Source organism: Vibrio sp. 10N.222.52.C12, assembly GCF_041474215.1.
Lineage (GTDB): Bacteria > Pseudomonadota > Gammaproteobacteria > Enterobacterales > Vibrionaceae > Vibrio > Vibrio crassostreae_C.
Map to the genome: position 1 here is coordinate 1 of NZ_JBFRTR010000081.1, position 15,267 is coordinate 15,267.

11 protein-coding genes and 1 pseudogene are annotated in these 15,267 nt (G+C 43.6%); 5 read left to right on the forward strand and 7 right to left on the reverse strand.

Going from position 1 to position 15,267, the window contains the following annotated elements:
* Window positions 1-494, reverse strand: a pseudogene (locus AB4623_RS15495) (hypothetical protein); the annotation flags it as partial.
* A 232-nt stretch (window positions 495-726) separates the two neighbouring features.
* Window positions 727-1,443, reverse strand: coding sequence for a GntR family transcriptional regulator (locus AB4623_RS15500; protein WP_048613511.1), 717 nt, complete (start codon window positions 1,441-1,443; stop codon window positions 727-729).
* 317 nt (window positions 1,444-1,760) lie between these two features.
* On the opposite strand from AB4623_RS15500, the gene mngA reads away from it, so the two are divergent.
* From mngA to manA, 4 genes are all read left to right on the forward strand, one after another.
* A complete protein-coding gene (mngA, locus tag AB4623_RS15505; RefSeq protein ID WP_372146811.1) occupies window positions 1,761-3,695 on the forward strand; it encodes a PTS 2-O-a-mannosyl-D-glycerate transporter subunit IIABC in 1,935 nt (644 codons plus the stop codon).
* A gap of 236 nt (window positions 3,696-3,931) precedes the next feature.
* A complete protein-coding gene (mngB, locus tag AB4623_RS15510; RefSeq protein ID WP_372146813.1) occupies window positions 3,932-6,571 on the forward strand; it encodes a mannosylglycerate hydrolase in 2,640 nt (879 codons plus the stop codon).
* Between the two features lie 45 nt (window positions 6,572-6,616).
* A complete protein-coding gene (locus AB4623_RS15515) occupies window positions 6,617-7,783 on the forward strand; it encodes a glycerate kinase (protein ID WP_372146815.1) in 1,167 nt (388 codons plus the stop codon).
* A 2-nt stretch (window positions 7,784-7,785) separates the two neighbouring features.
* Window positions 7,786-8,973, forward strand: a complete 1,188-nt coding sequence (manA, locus tag AB4623_RS15520) for a mannose-6-phosphate isomerase, class I (RefSeq protein WP_017093749.1) — start codon at window positions 7,786-7,788, stop codon at window positions 8,971-8,973.
* Window positions 8,974-9,204: 231 nt separating this feature from the next.
* On the opposite strand, the gene AB4623_RS15525 is transcribed toward manA, so the two are convergent.
* The gene (locus AB4623_RS15525) at window positions 9,205-9,495 is read right to left on the reverse strand and encodes a putative quinol monooxygenase (protein ID WP_017062602.1); all 291 of its coding nucleotides are present in this window, start codon (window positions 9,493-9,495) and stop codon (window positions 9,205-9,207) included.
* Window positions 9,496-9,728: 233 nt separating this feature from the next.
* Window positions 9,729-10,871, reverse strand: a complete 1,143-nt coding sequence (locus tag AB4623_RS15530; protein ID WP_017062601.1) for a fatty acid desaturase — start codon at window positions 10,869-10,871, stop codon at window positions 9,729-9,731.
* A 166-nt stretch (window positions 10,872-11,037) separates the two neighbouring features.
* Between AB4623_RS15530 and AB4623_RS15535 the strand changes: the two genes are divergently transcribed.
* Window positions 11,038-11,583, forward strand: coding sequence for an N-acetyltransferase (locus AB4623_RS15535; RefSeq protein WP_017062600.1), 546 nt, complete (start codon window positions 11,038-11,040; stop codon window positions 11,581-11,583).
* Between the two features lie 169 nt (window positions 11,584-11,752).
* Here the strand turns inward: AB4623_RS15535 and AB4623_RS15540 are convergent, their stop codons facing one another.
* The 3 genes from AB4623_RS15540 to AB4623_RS15550 all read right to left on the reverse strand — a co-directional run bounded on the left by AB4623_RS15540 (window position 11,753) and on the right by AB4623_RS15550 (window position 15,267).
* Entirely contained in the window at window positions 11,753-12,778 is a 1,026-nt protein-coding gene (locus tag AB4623_RS15540; protein WP_372146817.1) for a GGDEF domain-containing protein, read from the reverse strand.
* A gap of 282 nt (window positions 12,779-13,060) precedes the next feature.
* The gene (gene ylqF, locus AB4623_RS15545; RefSeq protein WP_372146819.1) at window positions 13,061-13,996 is read right to left on the reverse strand and encodes a ribosome biogenesis GTPase YlqF; all 936 of its coding nucleotides are present in this window, start codon (window positions 13,994-13,996) and stop codon (window positions 13,061-13,063) included.
* Between the two features lie 311 nt (window positions 13,997-14,307).
* Window positions 14,308-15,267, reverse strand: a complete 960-nt coding sequence (locus AB4623_RS15550) for a peptidoglycan DD-metalloendopeptidase family protein (RefSeq protein WP_229647822.1) — start codon at window positions 15,265-15,267, stop codon at window positions 14,308-14,310.

Genomic DNA, 15,267 nt, shown 5'->3' on the forward strand with positions numbered 1-15,267 from the left:
TTAAGATCCTGTCTATGATAGGTATTAAAGTTATGGTTAATCAGCTTAGTGTCGACTACCGCAGCGTTAATCGGGTTTTGTTGAGCTTCGGAAAGGGCTGATAGTTTTGCTTCACTATCGTTGTTTAATATACCTTTCGATAATTGGTTGCCCTTGGCCCAGTAACTGTAGCTTTGAACCCAATGTACAAACTCTGTCTTGTATTGCTCGATGTCTTGTTCGGCGGCACGCTCGATATTATTGGTGAGGGTGTACAACTTCGACTTGTTGCCTAGCAGCATATCTAACCAGTTAGGTTTGTACTCATCGAGAGCTTCCATGGCTTTGACTTTATTATCGAATCGAACCGTTGGCATTGTCGGCGCAGGCTCCATAGCCATCGACTCCCAATTCACTTTTGGTGTAGGAATTGTGTGGACGGATTGGATTAAGTGCAGGTGTTGATTGAACAAGGTCACTTCATTGACCGCGTCCTCAAGTTGTTTGGTATTCATCTACATTCCTGTCGACGGTTGCTCTTGTTATTTGGCGTTCATTTTATGGTCAAAGCGCGCGAACAGTATTTAAATGAATGTGAATGATCTTTCGTGAGGTTACTTGATATTGGTTTAGGAATATTTGGGGAGGAAAGTTGAGTTTATGATTGAAATAACAGCTCAGAAACACAGAGAGCAAGGCGCTCTCTGTGTTGGTCATTTTGCTACTATCGAAACTTGCTGATGAGCATTATCTCTGGCGTCTTGCGACCAAAGTAAATCTGTAATCGTTAGATGTGAAGTAGTTACGGCTGTACTCGAACACTGTGTTATTGGCGAGGTAACCTCGAGTACGTTTTTCAATGATAGGCTGAGTTGGGTCAATCCCTAACTGTTTAGCAACGTCTTCAGGCGGAAGAATCGGCACCAGTTCTTGCTCACTTCTATCAATCACCATGCCTTTGGTGTTCTCAATAAAGTCGTATTTTGATGTCTGCATCACTTGATAGGTGAGATCTGGGAATAGGGCAACAGGTAACCAAGTTTCTTCAACCGTGATTGGATTGTTGTCTATGAAACGAACACGTTTTACGTAGAAAACCAATTCGCCTTCTTTGATATCTAAATGTTCAGACATCGCCAAAGAACACGGCTTCATTTCGAAGGCCAGAACTTCACTGTGTGTAACCACATCCAAATGCGCCCACTTTTCTTGAAAGCTCGACTGTTTGTAGATGTCGTAATTGATCTTGTTCTCTTTGACGTAAGTACCACTACCTTGAACGCTTTCCAGCTCATCGTTTTCGATCAGTAGTTTCAGCGCCTGTCTAACCGTTACACGACTTACCGAGAATACTTCACGCAATTGCGCTTCCGTTGGGAGTGCTTCTCCAACTTTATATTCACCAGAACTGATCTTTTCTCTTATTGCATCGGCGATTTGGCGATACATAGGGAGTCTTGCCATTTTTGCCTCATTTGTGCGCTAGGACAACTAGACTTTGATTAACAACCTGTACCTTAAATACGTAAATTTGCTCTATATAAGCCTTGCTTTAAAGGTTAGTGTGAGCGTCGTATCGGCGTTTTGTAGTACATATAATACAAATTAAACGATACATAACAAGCTTTCTTAAAGGATTTACCAATACGATTTAAATACAAATTAAATACAAATATGTATTGATGAGATCGTGATCACGGATTAAATGTCTTGAAGTTGTATTATTCATCTCGTCGACAGGGACGACTGTCGTACTAATCCGTGACTATGGGACAAAGGTTATGAAACTTACTACTCTAACGAATAAGTCGCTCGTAAATCTGCAAACTACGTTTAGCAGTCGAGAAGAAGCGATTTACGCACTTGCTGACCAACTGAATCAGCAAGGCAAACTGCACAACAAACAAGAGTATCTTGATGCAGTATTTGCTCGTGAAGAGCAAGGCCCGACAGCGCTTGGCGAAGGCCTAGCAGTACCGCACGGCAAGACTGACGCGGTTAAAGAAGCTGGTTTCGCTGTTGCAACATTGAAAGAAGACATGAAATGGAAAGGCCTAGATGAAGACGAAGATGTGAATCTTATCTTCCTAATTGCCATTCCCAATGCAGAAGCGGGTTCTACCCACATGCACCTGCTGACCGAACTGACAACCACATTGGTTGATGACGATGTTCGTGAAGCAGTATTAAAAGCAACAACCGCTGATGAAATCTTCGCGCTTCTTGATGGCGATAATCAGCAAGAAGAAAAACAAGACAACTTAGATACAAATGCGCCGACAATTGTATGTGTTACTGCTTGCCCTGCAGGCATTGCTCACACCTATATGGCTGCAGAATACCTTGAAAAAGCGGGCAAAAAGCTTGGCTACAAGGTTCATGTTGAAAAGCAGGGCGCAAATGGCATTGAAGATCGTTTGACGGCTGAGCAATTAAACAATGCTGTGGCGTGTGTTTTTGCTGCTGAAGTCGCGATTAAAGAAGTGGATCGTTTTAACGGAATCCCTCGTGTTGAAACGCCAGTTGCAGAACCGATTAAACACGGTGAACGCATTCTAAATGAAGCGATTGAAGAGTCGAAAAAAGGTAACGGTGCAGAGCGTACAGTGGCTACTGATGACAAACCGAAAAAACTGCCACTGAAAACTGAGCTTAAACAAGCGCTGCTTTCTGGTATTTCTTACGCAGTTCCTCTGATCGTTGCTGGTGGTACTGTTCTTGCGGTTGCTGTTCTTATCGCACAAATTTTTGACCTGCAAGATCTTTACGCAACAAAAGATTCTTGGCTATGGATGTATCGCAAACTAGGTGGCGGCCTACTGGGTACATTGATGGTGCCAGTACTGGCGGCTTACACTGCTTACTCATTAGCCGACAAACCGGCACTTGGTCCTGGTTTTGCTGCGGGTATTGCTGCAAACATCATTGGTTCAGGTTTCCTAGGCGGTGTTGTTGGTGGTTTGATTGCGGGTTACGTGATGCGCTGGGTGAAAGAGCATGTTCGCTTAGGCCCTGCATTTAACGGCTTCCTTACTTTCTACCTTTACCCGGTGATTGGTACTTTGGTAGCGGGTAGCTTGATGCTGTTTGTTATCGGTAAACCTGTTGCGTTCTTAAACCAAGGTCTAACGGATTGGTTGAACGGTATGTCAGGCACCAATGCGCTGTTATTGGGTGCGATTCTTGGTCTGTTTGTGTCATTCGATTTAGGTGGTCCGGTAAACAAAGCCGCTTACGCATTCTGTTTAGGTGCGATGGCGAACGGTGTTTATGGCCCTTACGCAATCTTTGGTTCAGTAAAAATGGTATCGGCGTTCACTGTAACGGCTTCAACCATGATTGCTCCACGCCTATTCAAAGACTTTGAGATTGAAACCGGTAAATCGACATGGCTACTTGGTCTTGCGGGTATTACTGAAGGTGCAATCCCAATGGCGATTGAAGATCCAATCCGTGTAATCGGCTCATTCTTACTAGGCTCTGTAGTAACAGGTGCAATGGTGGGTGCGGCAGGTATTGGTCTATCCACTCCGGGCGCAGGTATCTTCTCTATTTTCTTGTTACACGATTCTGGTTTAGGCGCATTCTCTGCTGCTGCAATCTGGTTCGGTGCTGCGATTGTCGGCACAGTGATTTCAACCATTACTCTTCTGATGTGGCGTGGTCACGCGGTAAAAAAGGGTAAATTTGAAGCAAGTACTGCAACACAGAACTAACTGAATTTTGAGTTAGCTCCTAACTCACTGCGAAATCAATATATAAAAAATAACAAACAACTGGCTGCCCTAAATACCTGTGCTCCTAACGGTTTTATTCACACAGATTCTGGGCGTGGTTTTCTGCACCCTAAATTTAGTGGCAGCCAATTTTAACCCCTTGAAAAAATTTAATTTAGTCGTATTTGGGTTCGAACTTTAGTTTTACTCGAAGCGACACATTTAGGTAAATGATTATGACTACATCACGCGTACATATTACTCCTCACATGCACTGGGATCGTGAATGGTATTTCACAACAGAAGAGTCTCGTATTCTTCTTGTGAACAACATGGAAGAAATCATGAACCGTCTGGAGAGCGATCCAGAATACAAATACTACGTTCTAGATGGTCAAACCGCCGTTTTAGAAGACTACTTCGCAATCAAACCAGAAAACACAGAGCGCGTAAAAGCATTGGTTGAAGCGGGCAAGTTAATTATTGGCCCTTGGTATTCTCAAACCGACACAATGCAAGTTTCTGGTGAGTCAATTGTACGCAACATGATGTATGGTATTCGTGACTGTATGAAGTTTGGCGATGCAATGAAGATTGGTTACCTACCAGATTCATTCAGCATGAGCTCACAGCTGCCAATGATCTACAACGGCTTCGACATCACGCGTGCAATGTTCTGGCGTGGTTGTTCAGAGCGTCATGGCACCAACAAAACAGAATTCTTATGGCAGTCTAATGACGGCAGTGAAGTAACGGCACAAGTGCTTCCGCTGGGTTACGCGATTGGTAAATACCTTCCACAAGACGAAGAAGGCTTGCGTGCTCGTTTAGATAAGTACTTCCCAGTGCTAGAAAAGCCATCGGTGACTAAAGATATCTTGCTACCGAACGGCCACGACCAAATGCCGATTCAAAAAGACATCTTTGAAGTAATGGACAAGCTTCGCGAAATCTACCCAGATCGTGAATTCTCAATGAGCCGTTACGAAGAAGTGTTCGAGAAAGTAGAAGCGGCGCGCGACCAACTCGACACAATCAAAGGCGAGTTCAACGACGGTAAATACATGCGTGTTCACCGTACGATCTCTTCTACGCGTATGGACATCAAACTGATCCACGCAGAAATCGAAAACAAGATTGTAAACATCTTAGAACCGCAAGCGTCTATCGCTTGGACATTAGGTTTTGAATACCACCACGGTTTGATTGAGAAAATGTGGAAAGAGAGCATGAAGAACCACGCTCATGACTCTATTGGTTGCTGTTGTTCAGACAAGGTACACGCTGAAATCTTAAACCGTTACATCCTTGCTGACGACATGGCGACCAACCTGATTCACTTCTACAAGCGTAAGATTGTTGACCATATGCCAGATCGCGAAGGTTGCGACAAACTGGCGATGTTCAACCTTTCTCCATACGAGCGTGAAGAAGTGGTTAACACCACTATCACTATCCGTGCTCAAGAGTTCTCTATCTTTGATGAAAACGAAAACCCAGTTGAGTACTTCATCCAAGACAAGCGCCAAATTGACCCGGGTAAAGTAGACCGTCAAATCGTTCACTACGGTAACTACGACCCGTTCATGGAGTTTGATATTCAAATCAAACGCATTGTGCCAGCGATGGGCTTCACCACGTTACACATCCAAGGTAACGAGAAGGGTGCAGTAAAAGTTGCAGAACAAAAAGACTACTTACTAGAGAACGAGTACTACCGAATCAATGTAAACGACAACGGTACTCTGACTATTTTCGATAAAGAGACAGAGCAAGTATTCGACCAAGTACTTCGTTTGGAAGACGGTTCTGATGACGGTGATGAGTACGATTACTCTCCATCTCGTCAAGAATGGTTACTGTATTCAGACGAGTTCCCAGTCGAAACATCGATTGACCACCAAGGCTTCCAATCGGTAGCGAACATCGCTTTCCGAATGAACGTACCTGCAAACCTTGCAGAGCGTGAAGAACGCACGGGTCAAAACGGATTCGTTGAAGCGCAATGCCAAGTGGTATTGAAGCAAGGTTCTCGCCGCATTGAAGTACGTATGGAACTAGACAACCAAGCCGACGACCACCGTGTACGTGTCTTAGTACCAACGCCATTCGTTTCTGAAACTGTGGTTGCAGACAACCAGTTCGGTTGTATTACTCGACCAACCAATGACCCTGCTATGGCGGTTTGGGAAGAAGAGAAGTGGAAAGAAGCACCGGTTCCGGTTTACCAACTGATGAACTTCGCTGCATTAGAAAACGGCAAAGCGGGCATGGCGATTATGTCGAATGGTCTACGTGAATTTGAGGTGATTGCATCTCAAGGTGACGAAAACCGAGATACCTTCGCACTGACACTGTTCCGTGGTATCGGCGTGTTGGGTAAAGAAGAGCTATTGCTTCGCCCAGGCCGTCCATCAGGCATCAAGATTCCGACACCAGATTCGCAAGTGCGCGGTAAGTTAGTGTGTGAATTCACGTTGTGCGGTTTCTCTGGTAACCATATTGACGCGAACATCATGGCGCAAGCACGTGACAATGTCACTCAAATCGAATGCTACAACAAGATCCCTTACAACGCGATGAAGCTCAACGTGGGTGAGCAGAACCTACCTATGAGTTTTAGCCTTCTGTCTAAGCAACAATCAGGCGCGGTGTTGAGTGTGCTGAAGAAAGCGGAAGACGAAGATGCACTGATCATGCGTGTCTACAACCCGGCAGAATCGGGTTCAGTATCGGATTCAATCTCTTTTACTCAAGCGGTTTCAAGCTGGAAAGAGACAAGCATGGACGAGCGCGTACGCGAAGGTGATGTAGCATCTGAAGAGTTCGGCCAGATAGCACCTTGCCAAGCAAAAACATTCCAAATCAAATTCTAATTTCGATAACCCGCTCACCTTGGTGGGCGGGAATGGTGAACGACAATGAAAATTGTAATTGCCCCTGATTCATTTAAAGAATCACTCGACGCTCATCAAGTTGCGTCTTGCATTGAGCGTGGATTTGCCGATGTTTTCCCTTACGCAGAGTTTGTGAAAATGCCACTCGCCGATGGCGGAGAAGGCACGGTAGACGTGTTGCTAGAGGCGCTCAATGGTAAGAAGCAACGGCTGCACACGACGGATCCAATCGGGCGTGAATGTACGGCTTATTGGGCTTCGTTGGAACAGACTGTTGATGGCGCCAACGTAAAAACTGCCTTGGTGGAATTTGCTCAAGCATCGGGTTTAGACCTATTAACCGTAGAAGAAAGAGCACCGTTAACCGCATCTTCGTTTGGTACTGGGCTATTGATCAAAGATGCACTAGATCAAGGTGTTGAACAAATCATTATTGGTTTGGGCGGCAGCGCAACCAATGATGCAGGTGCTGGCATCTTACAAGCGTTGGGAGGCAAGTTATTAGACAAGCAAGGCAGCGAGCTATCTGGTGGCGGCGCCGAATTAAGCCGGTTAGCAAGCATAGATCTTGAAGGACTGCACCCTAGATGCAAAGAAGTGACGTTCGTGGTCGCGTGTGATGTGAATAATCCATTATGTGGCGAAAGCGGAGCCAGTACTGTGTTTGGTCCACAGAAGGGAGCATCAAAAGCTCAAGTTGAACAACTTGATACTGCGATCGAACATTTTGCCGATATCGCTCAAGCGCGCACGGGTATTAATCATCGAGACACTGCTGGTTTTGGTGCGGCTGGTGGTACACCACTGGGGTTAAGTCTTGCATTCAATATCCAAATTAAAGCGGGTATTGAGATGGTATTAGATGCCTTAGGTGCAGATAAGGTTCTTGAAGGTGCTTCACTGGTCGTGACTGGAGAGGGGCAGATGGACAACCAAACCCTGCAAGGTAAAACACCTTTCGGTATCGCTCAGCGAGCTCAACAGCTGAATATTCCAACCATCGGAATTGCGGGCTCTTTGGGGCAAGACGTTGAAAAGCTTTACGATTCAATGTCTAGCCTATTTGGAACCGTACGTTCACCTCAGTCTTTAGACCAAGTTTTATCAGAAGCGAATCAAAACCTGACTCGCACTGCCCGTAATATCGCCGCCACGCTCAAGCTTGGCAGCCAGATTTTTAATGAGAAGTAATTATGTCTCTATTTAAACTCGATAACGTTATTCAAAACTACGCATGGGGAAGCAAAGACTCCATTAACCAACTTTTTGGTATTGTGAACCCAAACCAAGAACCTCAGGCAGAAATTTGGATGGGTGCTCACCCTAATGGTTGCTCAAAAGTAGGTGATACAGGTGAGCCGCTTTCTCACATGATTGATGAAAACAGAATCGATGTTTTAGGCGGATACACGGCGGCACGTTTCGGTGAACTACCTTTCTTATTTAAGGTCTTAGCAGCTGAAACACCGTTATCGATTCAGGTTCATCCCAACAAGCGCAAATCAGAATTAGGTTTTGAGCGAGAGAATGCACTTGGCATCCCTTTGAATGCGTCCAATCGAAACTACAAAGATCCAAACCACAAGCCTGAGTTGGTTTATGCGTTGACCTTCTACAAAGCGATGAATGGCTTTCGTCCAATCGACGATATTATTGCCTTGTTCGAAGAAGCAGATATTCCTTCGTTAGCGATTGAGCGTAATGTACTAAAAGCCAATGCCGACAGTGATTCTTTGAAGTCTTTCTTTAGCGCAATTATGTCTCTTAAAGGTGACCGTAAAGCCTCTGCGCTTAATGAGCTTTATGCCGCGCATGCGCGACCAGCCAAAACGGCCATGGGGCGTGAAGCTCTGCAATACAGCATTGAATTCAAACAGCACTATCCGGGTGATATTGGTTTGTTTGCCCCATTGATGCTCAACACGGTTGAACTGGCGCCCGGTGAAGCGATGTTCCTGTTCGCAGAAACACCTCACGCTTATGTTCAAGGCACAGGCTTGGAGATCATGGCAAACTCAGACAATGTGCTGCGTGCCGGTCTCACACCCAAATACATAGACGTTCGGGAGCTTATCGACAACACGATCTTTGAGCCGATTAAGCCAGAAGATATTCGCCTTAAGCCTGTATTGAAAGAGGGTAAGATGAGCTATCCGATTCCAGTGGATGACTTTGGCTTTGATATCTTATCTGCGACTGATGAGAGCAAGTCACAGTATTTACGTAGCGCGGAGATCTTGTTCTGTGTGGAAGGAGAGGCGACCGTCACTTCAGAAGGACGGTCAGTTTCTCTTAAGCCCGGAGAATCGGTCTTTGTAAGTAGTAATTCAAGTGTTTACCAATATCAAGGGAATGGCATTTTGGCTCGTGCTTTTAACTAGTGCCCCCGTGCTAGCGATCAGCAAAAGAAATGTCAGAGTGCCACTGTAAAGTGGTACTCAATATTGGATTGATGGTTGTTACCTATCTGTCTTTGACAGTCATGATTATTGACCATACCCGCTACTCTGGCGGGTTTTTTCATTATTAGAATGAGCAGATATAAGCTTGTAGAAAAGACAAACCCTGCGATCAGAGCAGGGCTTTTTATTGAATTAGTACTGAGTGACTGGTTAGGCAATGTGCGTCATTTTATTAAGCACAAAGGTTTCAATACAACCTTCAGTCGCAGCCATGTAGTCAGCGATGTGTTGGCTCGCTAAGTGTTTCTCTAGATGAACTTCAGACTCCCAGTTCTCATGAAAAACGAAGTGAGCAGGGTTACTGTTATCTTGGTGCAGATCGTAGTTAATACAGCCGTCTTCAACACGGGTTTTATCGATCAATTTAATCATCTCAGCTTTTACAAGCTCAGTTTTGTCTTCTTTAGAGACGATCGTTGCAATAATAGTCAGTTTGCTCATTTTCAATTCCTTCGCTTTAAACTCGGTAAGTAATATAAGTATAAATTCAGAATGAAGAAAGAGTTCTGAAATCCAATAACTATGGTTCTTACCATCCACAATTCAAACTCGAGAGCATAGGGCCAGAGCCGAGTAGGTTATGCTTATTAAAAAAAGCCCTCATAGCAATATGAGGGCTTTTGAATAAGAATCAAACTGTGTTGTTACTGGGGTGTTAAGCGTACTGTTTTAGCTTAAGCGTATTGCTCAACCGTCATTGCCCAATTTTTCTTCTGTTGTTCGAAATTCATTTTGATTTGCTGATAACGAACCTTAAGAACAGAGTGTTCGTACTTCTTCACAACGTCTTCGCGCTTGCTTTCAAGTAGCTGTTTTTTAACTTCGTAATATTCGTTCATGTTTGATACTAGAGCATCAAACTCTTGTTGAAGCTTCTCTGCGATTTGTTGCTTGTCGGCACGATGCATGATTTTTTGCTGGGTGCGTTTAAGTAACATTGACGCTTCAGCTTTCTCAATACGAGCTTGAGGGGTTTTCTTAAGCTTACTTGCCAGTCCCATCAACGAAGCACTCTTAATCAACCATTTTGTTGGATCGTATTGCCACCAGTAGATGCCGTTACGGTAGTCGTTCTCAAAGATGTGGTGGAAGTTGTGGTAGCCTTCGCCGAAAGTGAGTACTGCTAACACACCGTTATCACGCGCTGTGTTTTTGTCAGTAAAAGGTTGGCTACCCCAGATGTGAGCAAGAGAGTTAATAAAGAATGTTGTGTGGTGGTTAAGTACCAAACGAACTGCACCTACGATTAACAACATGCCAATCACGTCACCGTAAATCACGCCTAAAGCGATAGGAACACCGAAATTCATTAGTAATGCTAACAGAACATAGTGCTTGTGCTGCCACATAACAATCTTATCTTTTTTAAGGTCACGGCAGTTTTCGTAGTTTTCGTACATTGAGGTGCTGTAATTACGAATCATCCAGCCAATGTGTGAGTACCAAAATCCACGTTTTGCAGAGTATGGGTCTTTGTCGTTGTTATCGACATGCTTGTGGTGAACACGGTGATCAGAAGACCAGTGTAGCGCGCTGTTCTGCAGGGCAAATGCACCACCTAATGCAAACAGGAATCTTAGGCTTGAATGCGCTTCAAACGCTTTATGTGACCATAAGCGGTGATAACCTGTCGTGATTGAAAGGTTACAGAACGTAAAGCAGATTGCTAGCCATATCCAGTGCTCCATGCCATAGCCAAAAAAGTAGCCATAAACGGGAGCCGCTACAACAGCAAGCAGCATACTAAAAGAGAACACAAAAATATTGAGCCAGATTAATGGCGGCTTTTTTGTAGATTGTTTGTCGGCACTATTCATTAGCAAATTTCCATTGGGCTTACATCTGTGCGCTAGAATATCAGCGTACACGTGTAAGTCAATATTGAAAGTGTAAACGTGTATTAGTATGTTTTGCTTAAATATTGTATAAAGGTAGTGTGAAATGTAGTAGCAAGTCATAAATGGAAGTACTAAGGGCTAATAAATGGAAATTAAGGTAGCTGAATATAAAGATTATGAGCGGATTGCCCAATTACACGCGGATAGCTGGAAGCTATATTACCGTGGCATTCTTGCTGATGATTACCTAGAACATGATGTTTTGGAGGACAGATCTGTTATTTGGCAGACTCGTTTGATTAATCCTCCTTTCAACCAACATGTTTTATTGCTTGAGGAAGGCGGTTTACTGGTTGGTTTTGTCTGCGCGTTCGGTAATCACAACTTTGAGCGTGGTACGTTCATCGATGCGTTACATGTAGATAATAATTATCGTGGACGAGGTGTAGGCAAGCGTCTGTTGTCTGAATTGTCGAAGTGGTTGCAGCAATACTATTCGGACTCAGGGCTTTACCTAGAGGTGATGTCTGAGAACCACCAAGCGATTGCTTTTTATCAGGCGATTGGTGGCAAAGAAGAACTAGAGCAAGTTTGGAACGCACCATGTGGCAGCCAAGTGAATGAAAAAGTGATTTCTTGGAGCTCTCCCGTTGAACTTGAACAGAAAACAGCGAGCGTTGTGTATTCTTAGTCGATTCTTGTTGAATACTGTTTTTTTGCTGAGTAGCAGGTTCTTAACGAAGCTATTTTAAAGCAGAAGAACAAAGACAAAAGCCCCGAGTATTAAGTTGCTCGGGGCTTTTTTGATTGAATTAGTGGTCGTTTTAATGATTCGCAAAGATGCGTGAAATATTGGGCGATTAATCACACCATGTGATCTTATTCCTACCGCCTTTTTTCGAAATGTAGAGTGCTTGGTCAGCGTCGTCGATAAGCTGCTCGACAGAACCAAGGGCTTGAGGGGCATGTTTCACACCGATTGAAATTGTTACTTCTAATCTAAGGCGAGTAGGGGATTCTAAAAGGGCATTAACCAGCGATTCAATTGAAGCCTCGGTTTCTCCTTGGACCAGCACCAAAAACTCTTCACCGCCGTATCGAAAGCAGTTACTGCTAGTCGGTAGTCGTTTTTGAATCTCATCGGCCAGTTCTTTAATCACCATGTCACCCATTTGATGGCCGTAGGTGTCGTTAATCGATTTGAAATGATCAATATCTATCATGAGCGATGTAATGGATCGCTGACGGTCTATGCTCGGTTCTATCACCTGATGAAGATAAAGGCGGTTGTAGCAGCCCGTTAGTGCGTCTTGATAGGAAAGGGCCTCGAACATATTAGATTGCTTGCGAAGCTGAATCGCTTGTTTGCGGAGTTGCTCGGATTGAGCGAAACGTTTGTGTACTTCCAGGTCACGTCTAACACAGGCCGCTGAGATTAGGATGTAAGCCGAGATATAAACGGAAATTGTTTCTATTTCATGCTCTGGCTCCGCTTCATAAAGCAGTGGCGCAAGGCCGATGAGATAAGCCAAAAAGATAAACGACAGCGTAGATATACTGTATCTGGCTGACAATCTTGAAAACGTACCAATGTAGATCATCACTAAAATGATGCCACCTTGGTAATCGAAGTTGTTCAGCTCGATGGCTAGTCGACCGACATAGACCAAGAAAAGTGAGCTAATTACAAGGAAGGCATTTTCTACGAGTTCCAAAACGTTGGGTTTGTTTGTAATACAGTATCTGGCGGCGGCCATCATCAATAAAAAAAGTATGACTCGGAAAATGATAGGCGTAATGCACTCGCTACCAAAGTGGATGTAGTCGGTGACGATAAAAGCACAGAATATTGAGATAGGGATGTAGATGAAATTTATGTACGGCAAATAAATTTCATTATCGAAATAGGTTTTAAATCTTTGATTCTTGAACCCAGAATAAGAGCGCATTGAGAAATTAGCCGAGATTGATACACAATAATTTGCGTAGTATGTCACAGTCTTTGGGATTGTAAACGACCATTTCTATAGATTTGTCAGTATGTTAGCTAGATCAACAAACGGTAGCGGGCAATATTCACGCTCTATTATCGATAGAGCGTGAATATCTAGAGGCTGGTGTAAGAGTGGTAAACAGAAATTAAAGCAGATTATAAAAACTAATCGCGATTAACGCTTGTTCTTCAGGTAACGCTTACGACGCTCTTCTTTTTTCTTAATCTGTTGTTCCGCTTTCAGCGCAGCCGCTTCTTCAACTTCGATCAGCTCTTGTGTGATCATTTCTGGCAACTCAAGCGTTACCTTACCTAAAGTGCCATTACGCAATTCGTGAAGCAGGATTTCTGAACATTTGTGAATGTCGATATGACCACCGGCACGAAGTGCACCACGCTTACGACCAATTGCTTCCATCAATTCGATGTCAGACTCTGGCAGATCTTCAATTTGGTAACGCTCTTGCAAAAGGTTAGGGTACTGCTTTGCTAGGTACTCTACTGTGTAAAATGCCACTTCATCGTATTCCATTGCTGTATCTTTTACAGCACCTGTTGCAGCCAAGCGGAAGCCACTGTGTGGGTTTTCTACTTTAGGCCAAAGGATTCCTGGAGTATCTGAAAGGATCACGCCATTTTGCAGATTGATACGTTGTTGGCGACGAGTTACCGCAGGTTGGTTACCAGTAACCGCAATCGTACGTCCAGCCAAGCAGTTGATGATGGTCGATTTACCCACGTTCGGGATGCCCATGATCATTGTACGAATGTTTTTGCCCATCTGTTCACGGTGCGGTGCCAGTTTACGTACCAGCTCCATAACGTGGTTAACTTCTTCTTTTACGCTAGTCGTAATCGCAATCGCTTTAACGCCTTGCTCCTTCTCGAAGTGCTCAATCCAACGTTGAGTCAGTTCAGGATCTGCAAGGTCACGCTTGTTCAGCACTTTTACACAAGGCTTATCGCCGCGCAGTGAAGAGATCATTGGGTTTTCACTACTGAACGGGATACGAGCGTCCAGTACTTCGATGATCACATCAACTTGTGGGATAACTTCTTCGATTTCTTTACGGGCTTTATGCATGTGACCCGGAAACCATTGAATAGACATAGAGATAAACCTTGATAAATATATTTGCTGCACATTGTAAGGGTTCGATAGGGCGTGTAAAGCGCTATATCGCCTAGAAGAACTACAGAAAAAGACATTTGCGCAAAGATTCTTGGGAGTTCAATTGAAATTGACTATTAAGTTACAATTTAGAACGCAGTACTTATGCGGCTAAGTCTTTGATTCAACTGCTAACAACTTGAAATGAGTTAGTGAGACAACGCGTTATCTGAGTCTCCTATTCAGAGATAAATAATGCGAGTATTTGCTTGGTTTGCCTCAAAGGCAAATCGAATATTACTAGGGGAACTCTATGTTGGAGGTTGGTTTGATTGTACAGATTGAGCTAGGCTTTTTATTAGCTGCTTACGTTCAGCTTGAGCAATGTATATAAATTGGTCGTTGTAGCTTTTGTCTGCGTTGATATATTGTTCGAAGTTAACTGGTACTCCAGCAACCGAAAGCTCTAAATGCAAGTGAGGTCCAGTTGTTCGGCCTGAATTCCCAGTAAGACCGATTATCTGACCTTTAGTGATGTATTCCCCAGCTAAGACATGTCTTTCTGAAAGATGAAGGTAGCGCGCATAGTTTCCATCAGTGTGTTTTATGGTTAAGTAGTTACCTGCGAAACGGTTATATCGAGACTTCAAAACGACACCGTTGGACAACGAATGAATCTCTGTGCCAATAGGTGTCGCGTAATCCGTTCCAAAATGAGGTGCAATTCGATTCGTTATAGGGTGTTTCCTGTTTAAATCGAATGATGAACTCACTCGATAATGCTTAGCAAGAGGGAATACATAGTCATTGTTTATTTTATATCCATTTTCGTTATAGATATTATCATCCGCCCCTCTCATAGCAAAAAATTCTATATCACTACCTAAATAGTAAAAAGCACTGACATATTCTGTTTTTGTACCATCATGTTGGGTTTTTATTGAAAACTTATCACCGTTGTTAACTGATTTAATAATGTCAAAATTATCACCTAATAGACTCAATAGTGATTTTAATTCATTGTTCGTCAAACCAGAGGATAGTATAGAACTGACAAAAGAGTATTTCACAACCCCTGAAACCATTTCAGATGTCGGAGCTGGGGTTGGAATATGAATGCTTTTGGGCTTGGCTATTTTAGGTGCCTGTTTTTTATCAGTATTTGAATGATTGTAGCTTAGCGATATGGCTGTTGAAACGATCAAAAAAACCATCAAAAGGCCAAAGGAAAGGGTACGGCGACTTAAATGGCTATTTATTTTCAAATACAT

Coding starts and splice junctions, on each gene's coding strand:
- mngA (WP_372146811.1), top strand. CDS start 1,761: ATGAAACTTACTACTCTAACGAATAAGTCGCTCGTAAATCTGCAAACT.
- AB4623_RS15515 (WP_372146815.1), top strand. CDS start 6,617: ATGAAAATTGTAATTGCCCCTGATTCATTTAAAGAATCACTCGACGCT.
- AB4623_RS15500 (WP_048613511.1), bottom strand. CDS start 1,443: ATGGCAAGACTCCCTATGTATCGCCAAATCGCCGATGCAATAAGAGAA.
- AB4623_RS15525 (WP_017062602.1), bottom strand. CDS start 9,495: ATGAGCAAACTGACTATTATTGCAACGATCGTCTCTAAAGAAGACAAA.
- manA (WP_017093749.1), top strand. CDS start 7,786: ATGTCTCTATTTAAACTCGATAACGTTATTCAAAACTACGCATGGGGA.
- AB4623_RS15550 (WP_229647822.1), bottom strand. CDS start 15,267: ATGTATTTGAAAATAAATAGCCATTTAAGTCGCCGTACCCTTTCCTTT.
- ylqF (WP_372146819.1), bottom strand. CDS start 13,996: ATGTCTATTCAATGGTTTCCGGGTCACATGCATAAAGCCCGTAAAGAA.
- AB4623_RS15530 (WP_017062601.1), bottom strand. CDS start 10,871: ATGAATAGTGCCGACAAACAATCTACAAAAAAGCCGCCATTAATCTGG.
- AB4623_RS15535 (WP_017062600.1), top strand. CDS start 11,038: ATGGAAATTAAGGTAGCTGAATATAAAGATTATGAGCGGATTGCCCAA.
- mngB (WP_372146813.1), top strand. CDS start 3,932: ATGACTACATCACGCGTACATATTACTCCTCACATGCACTGGGATCGT.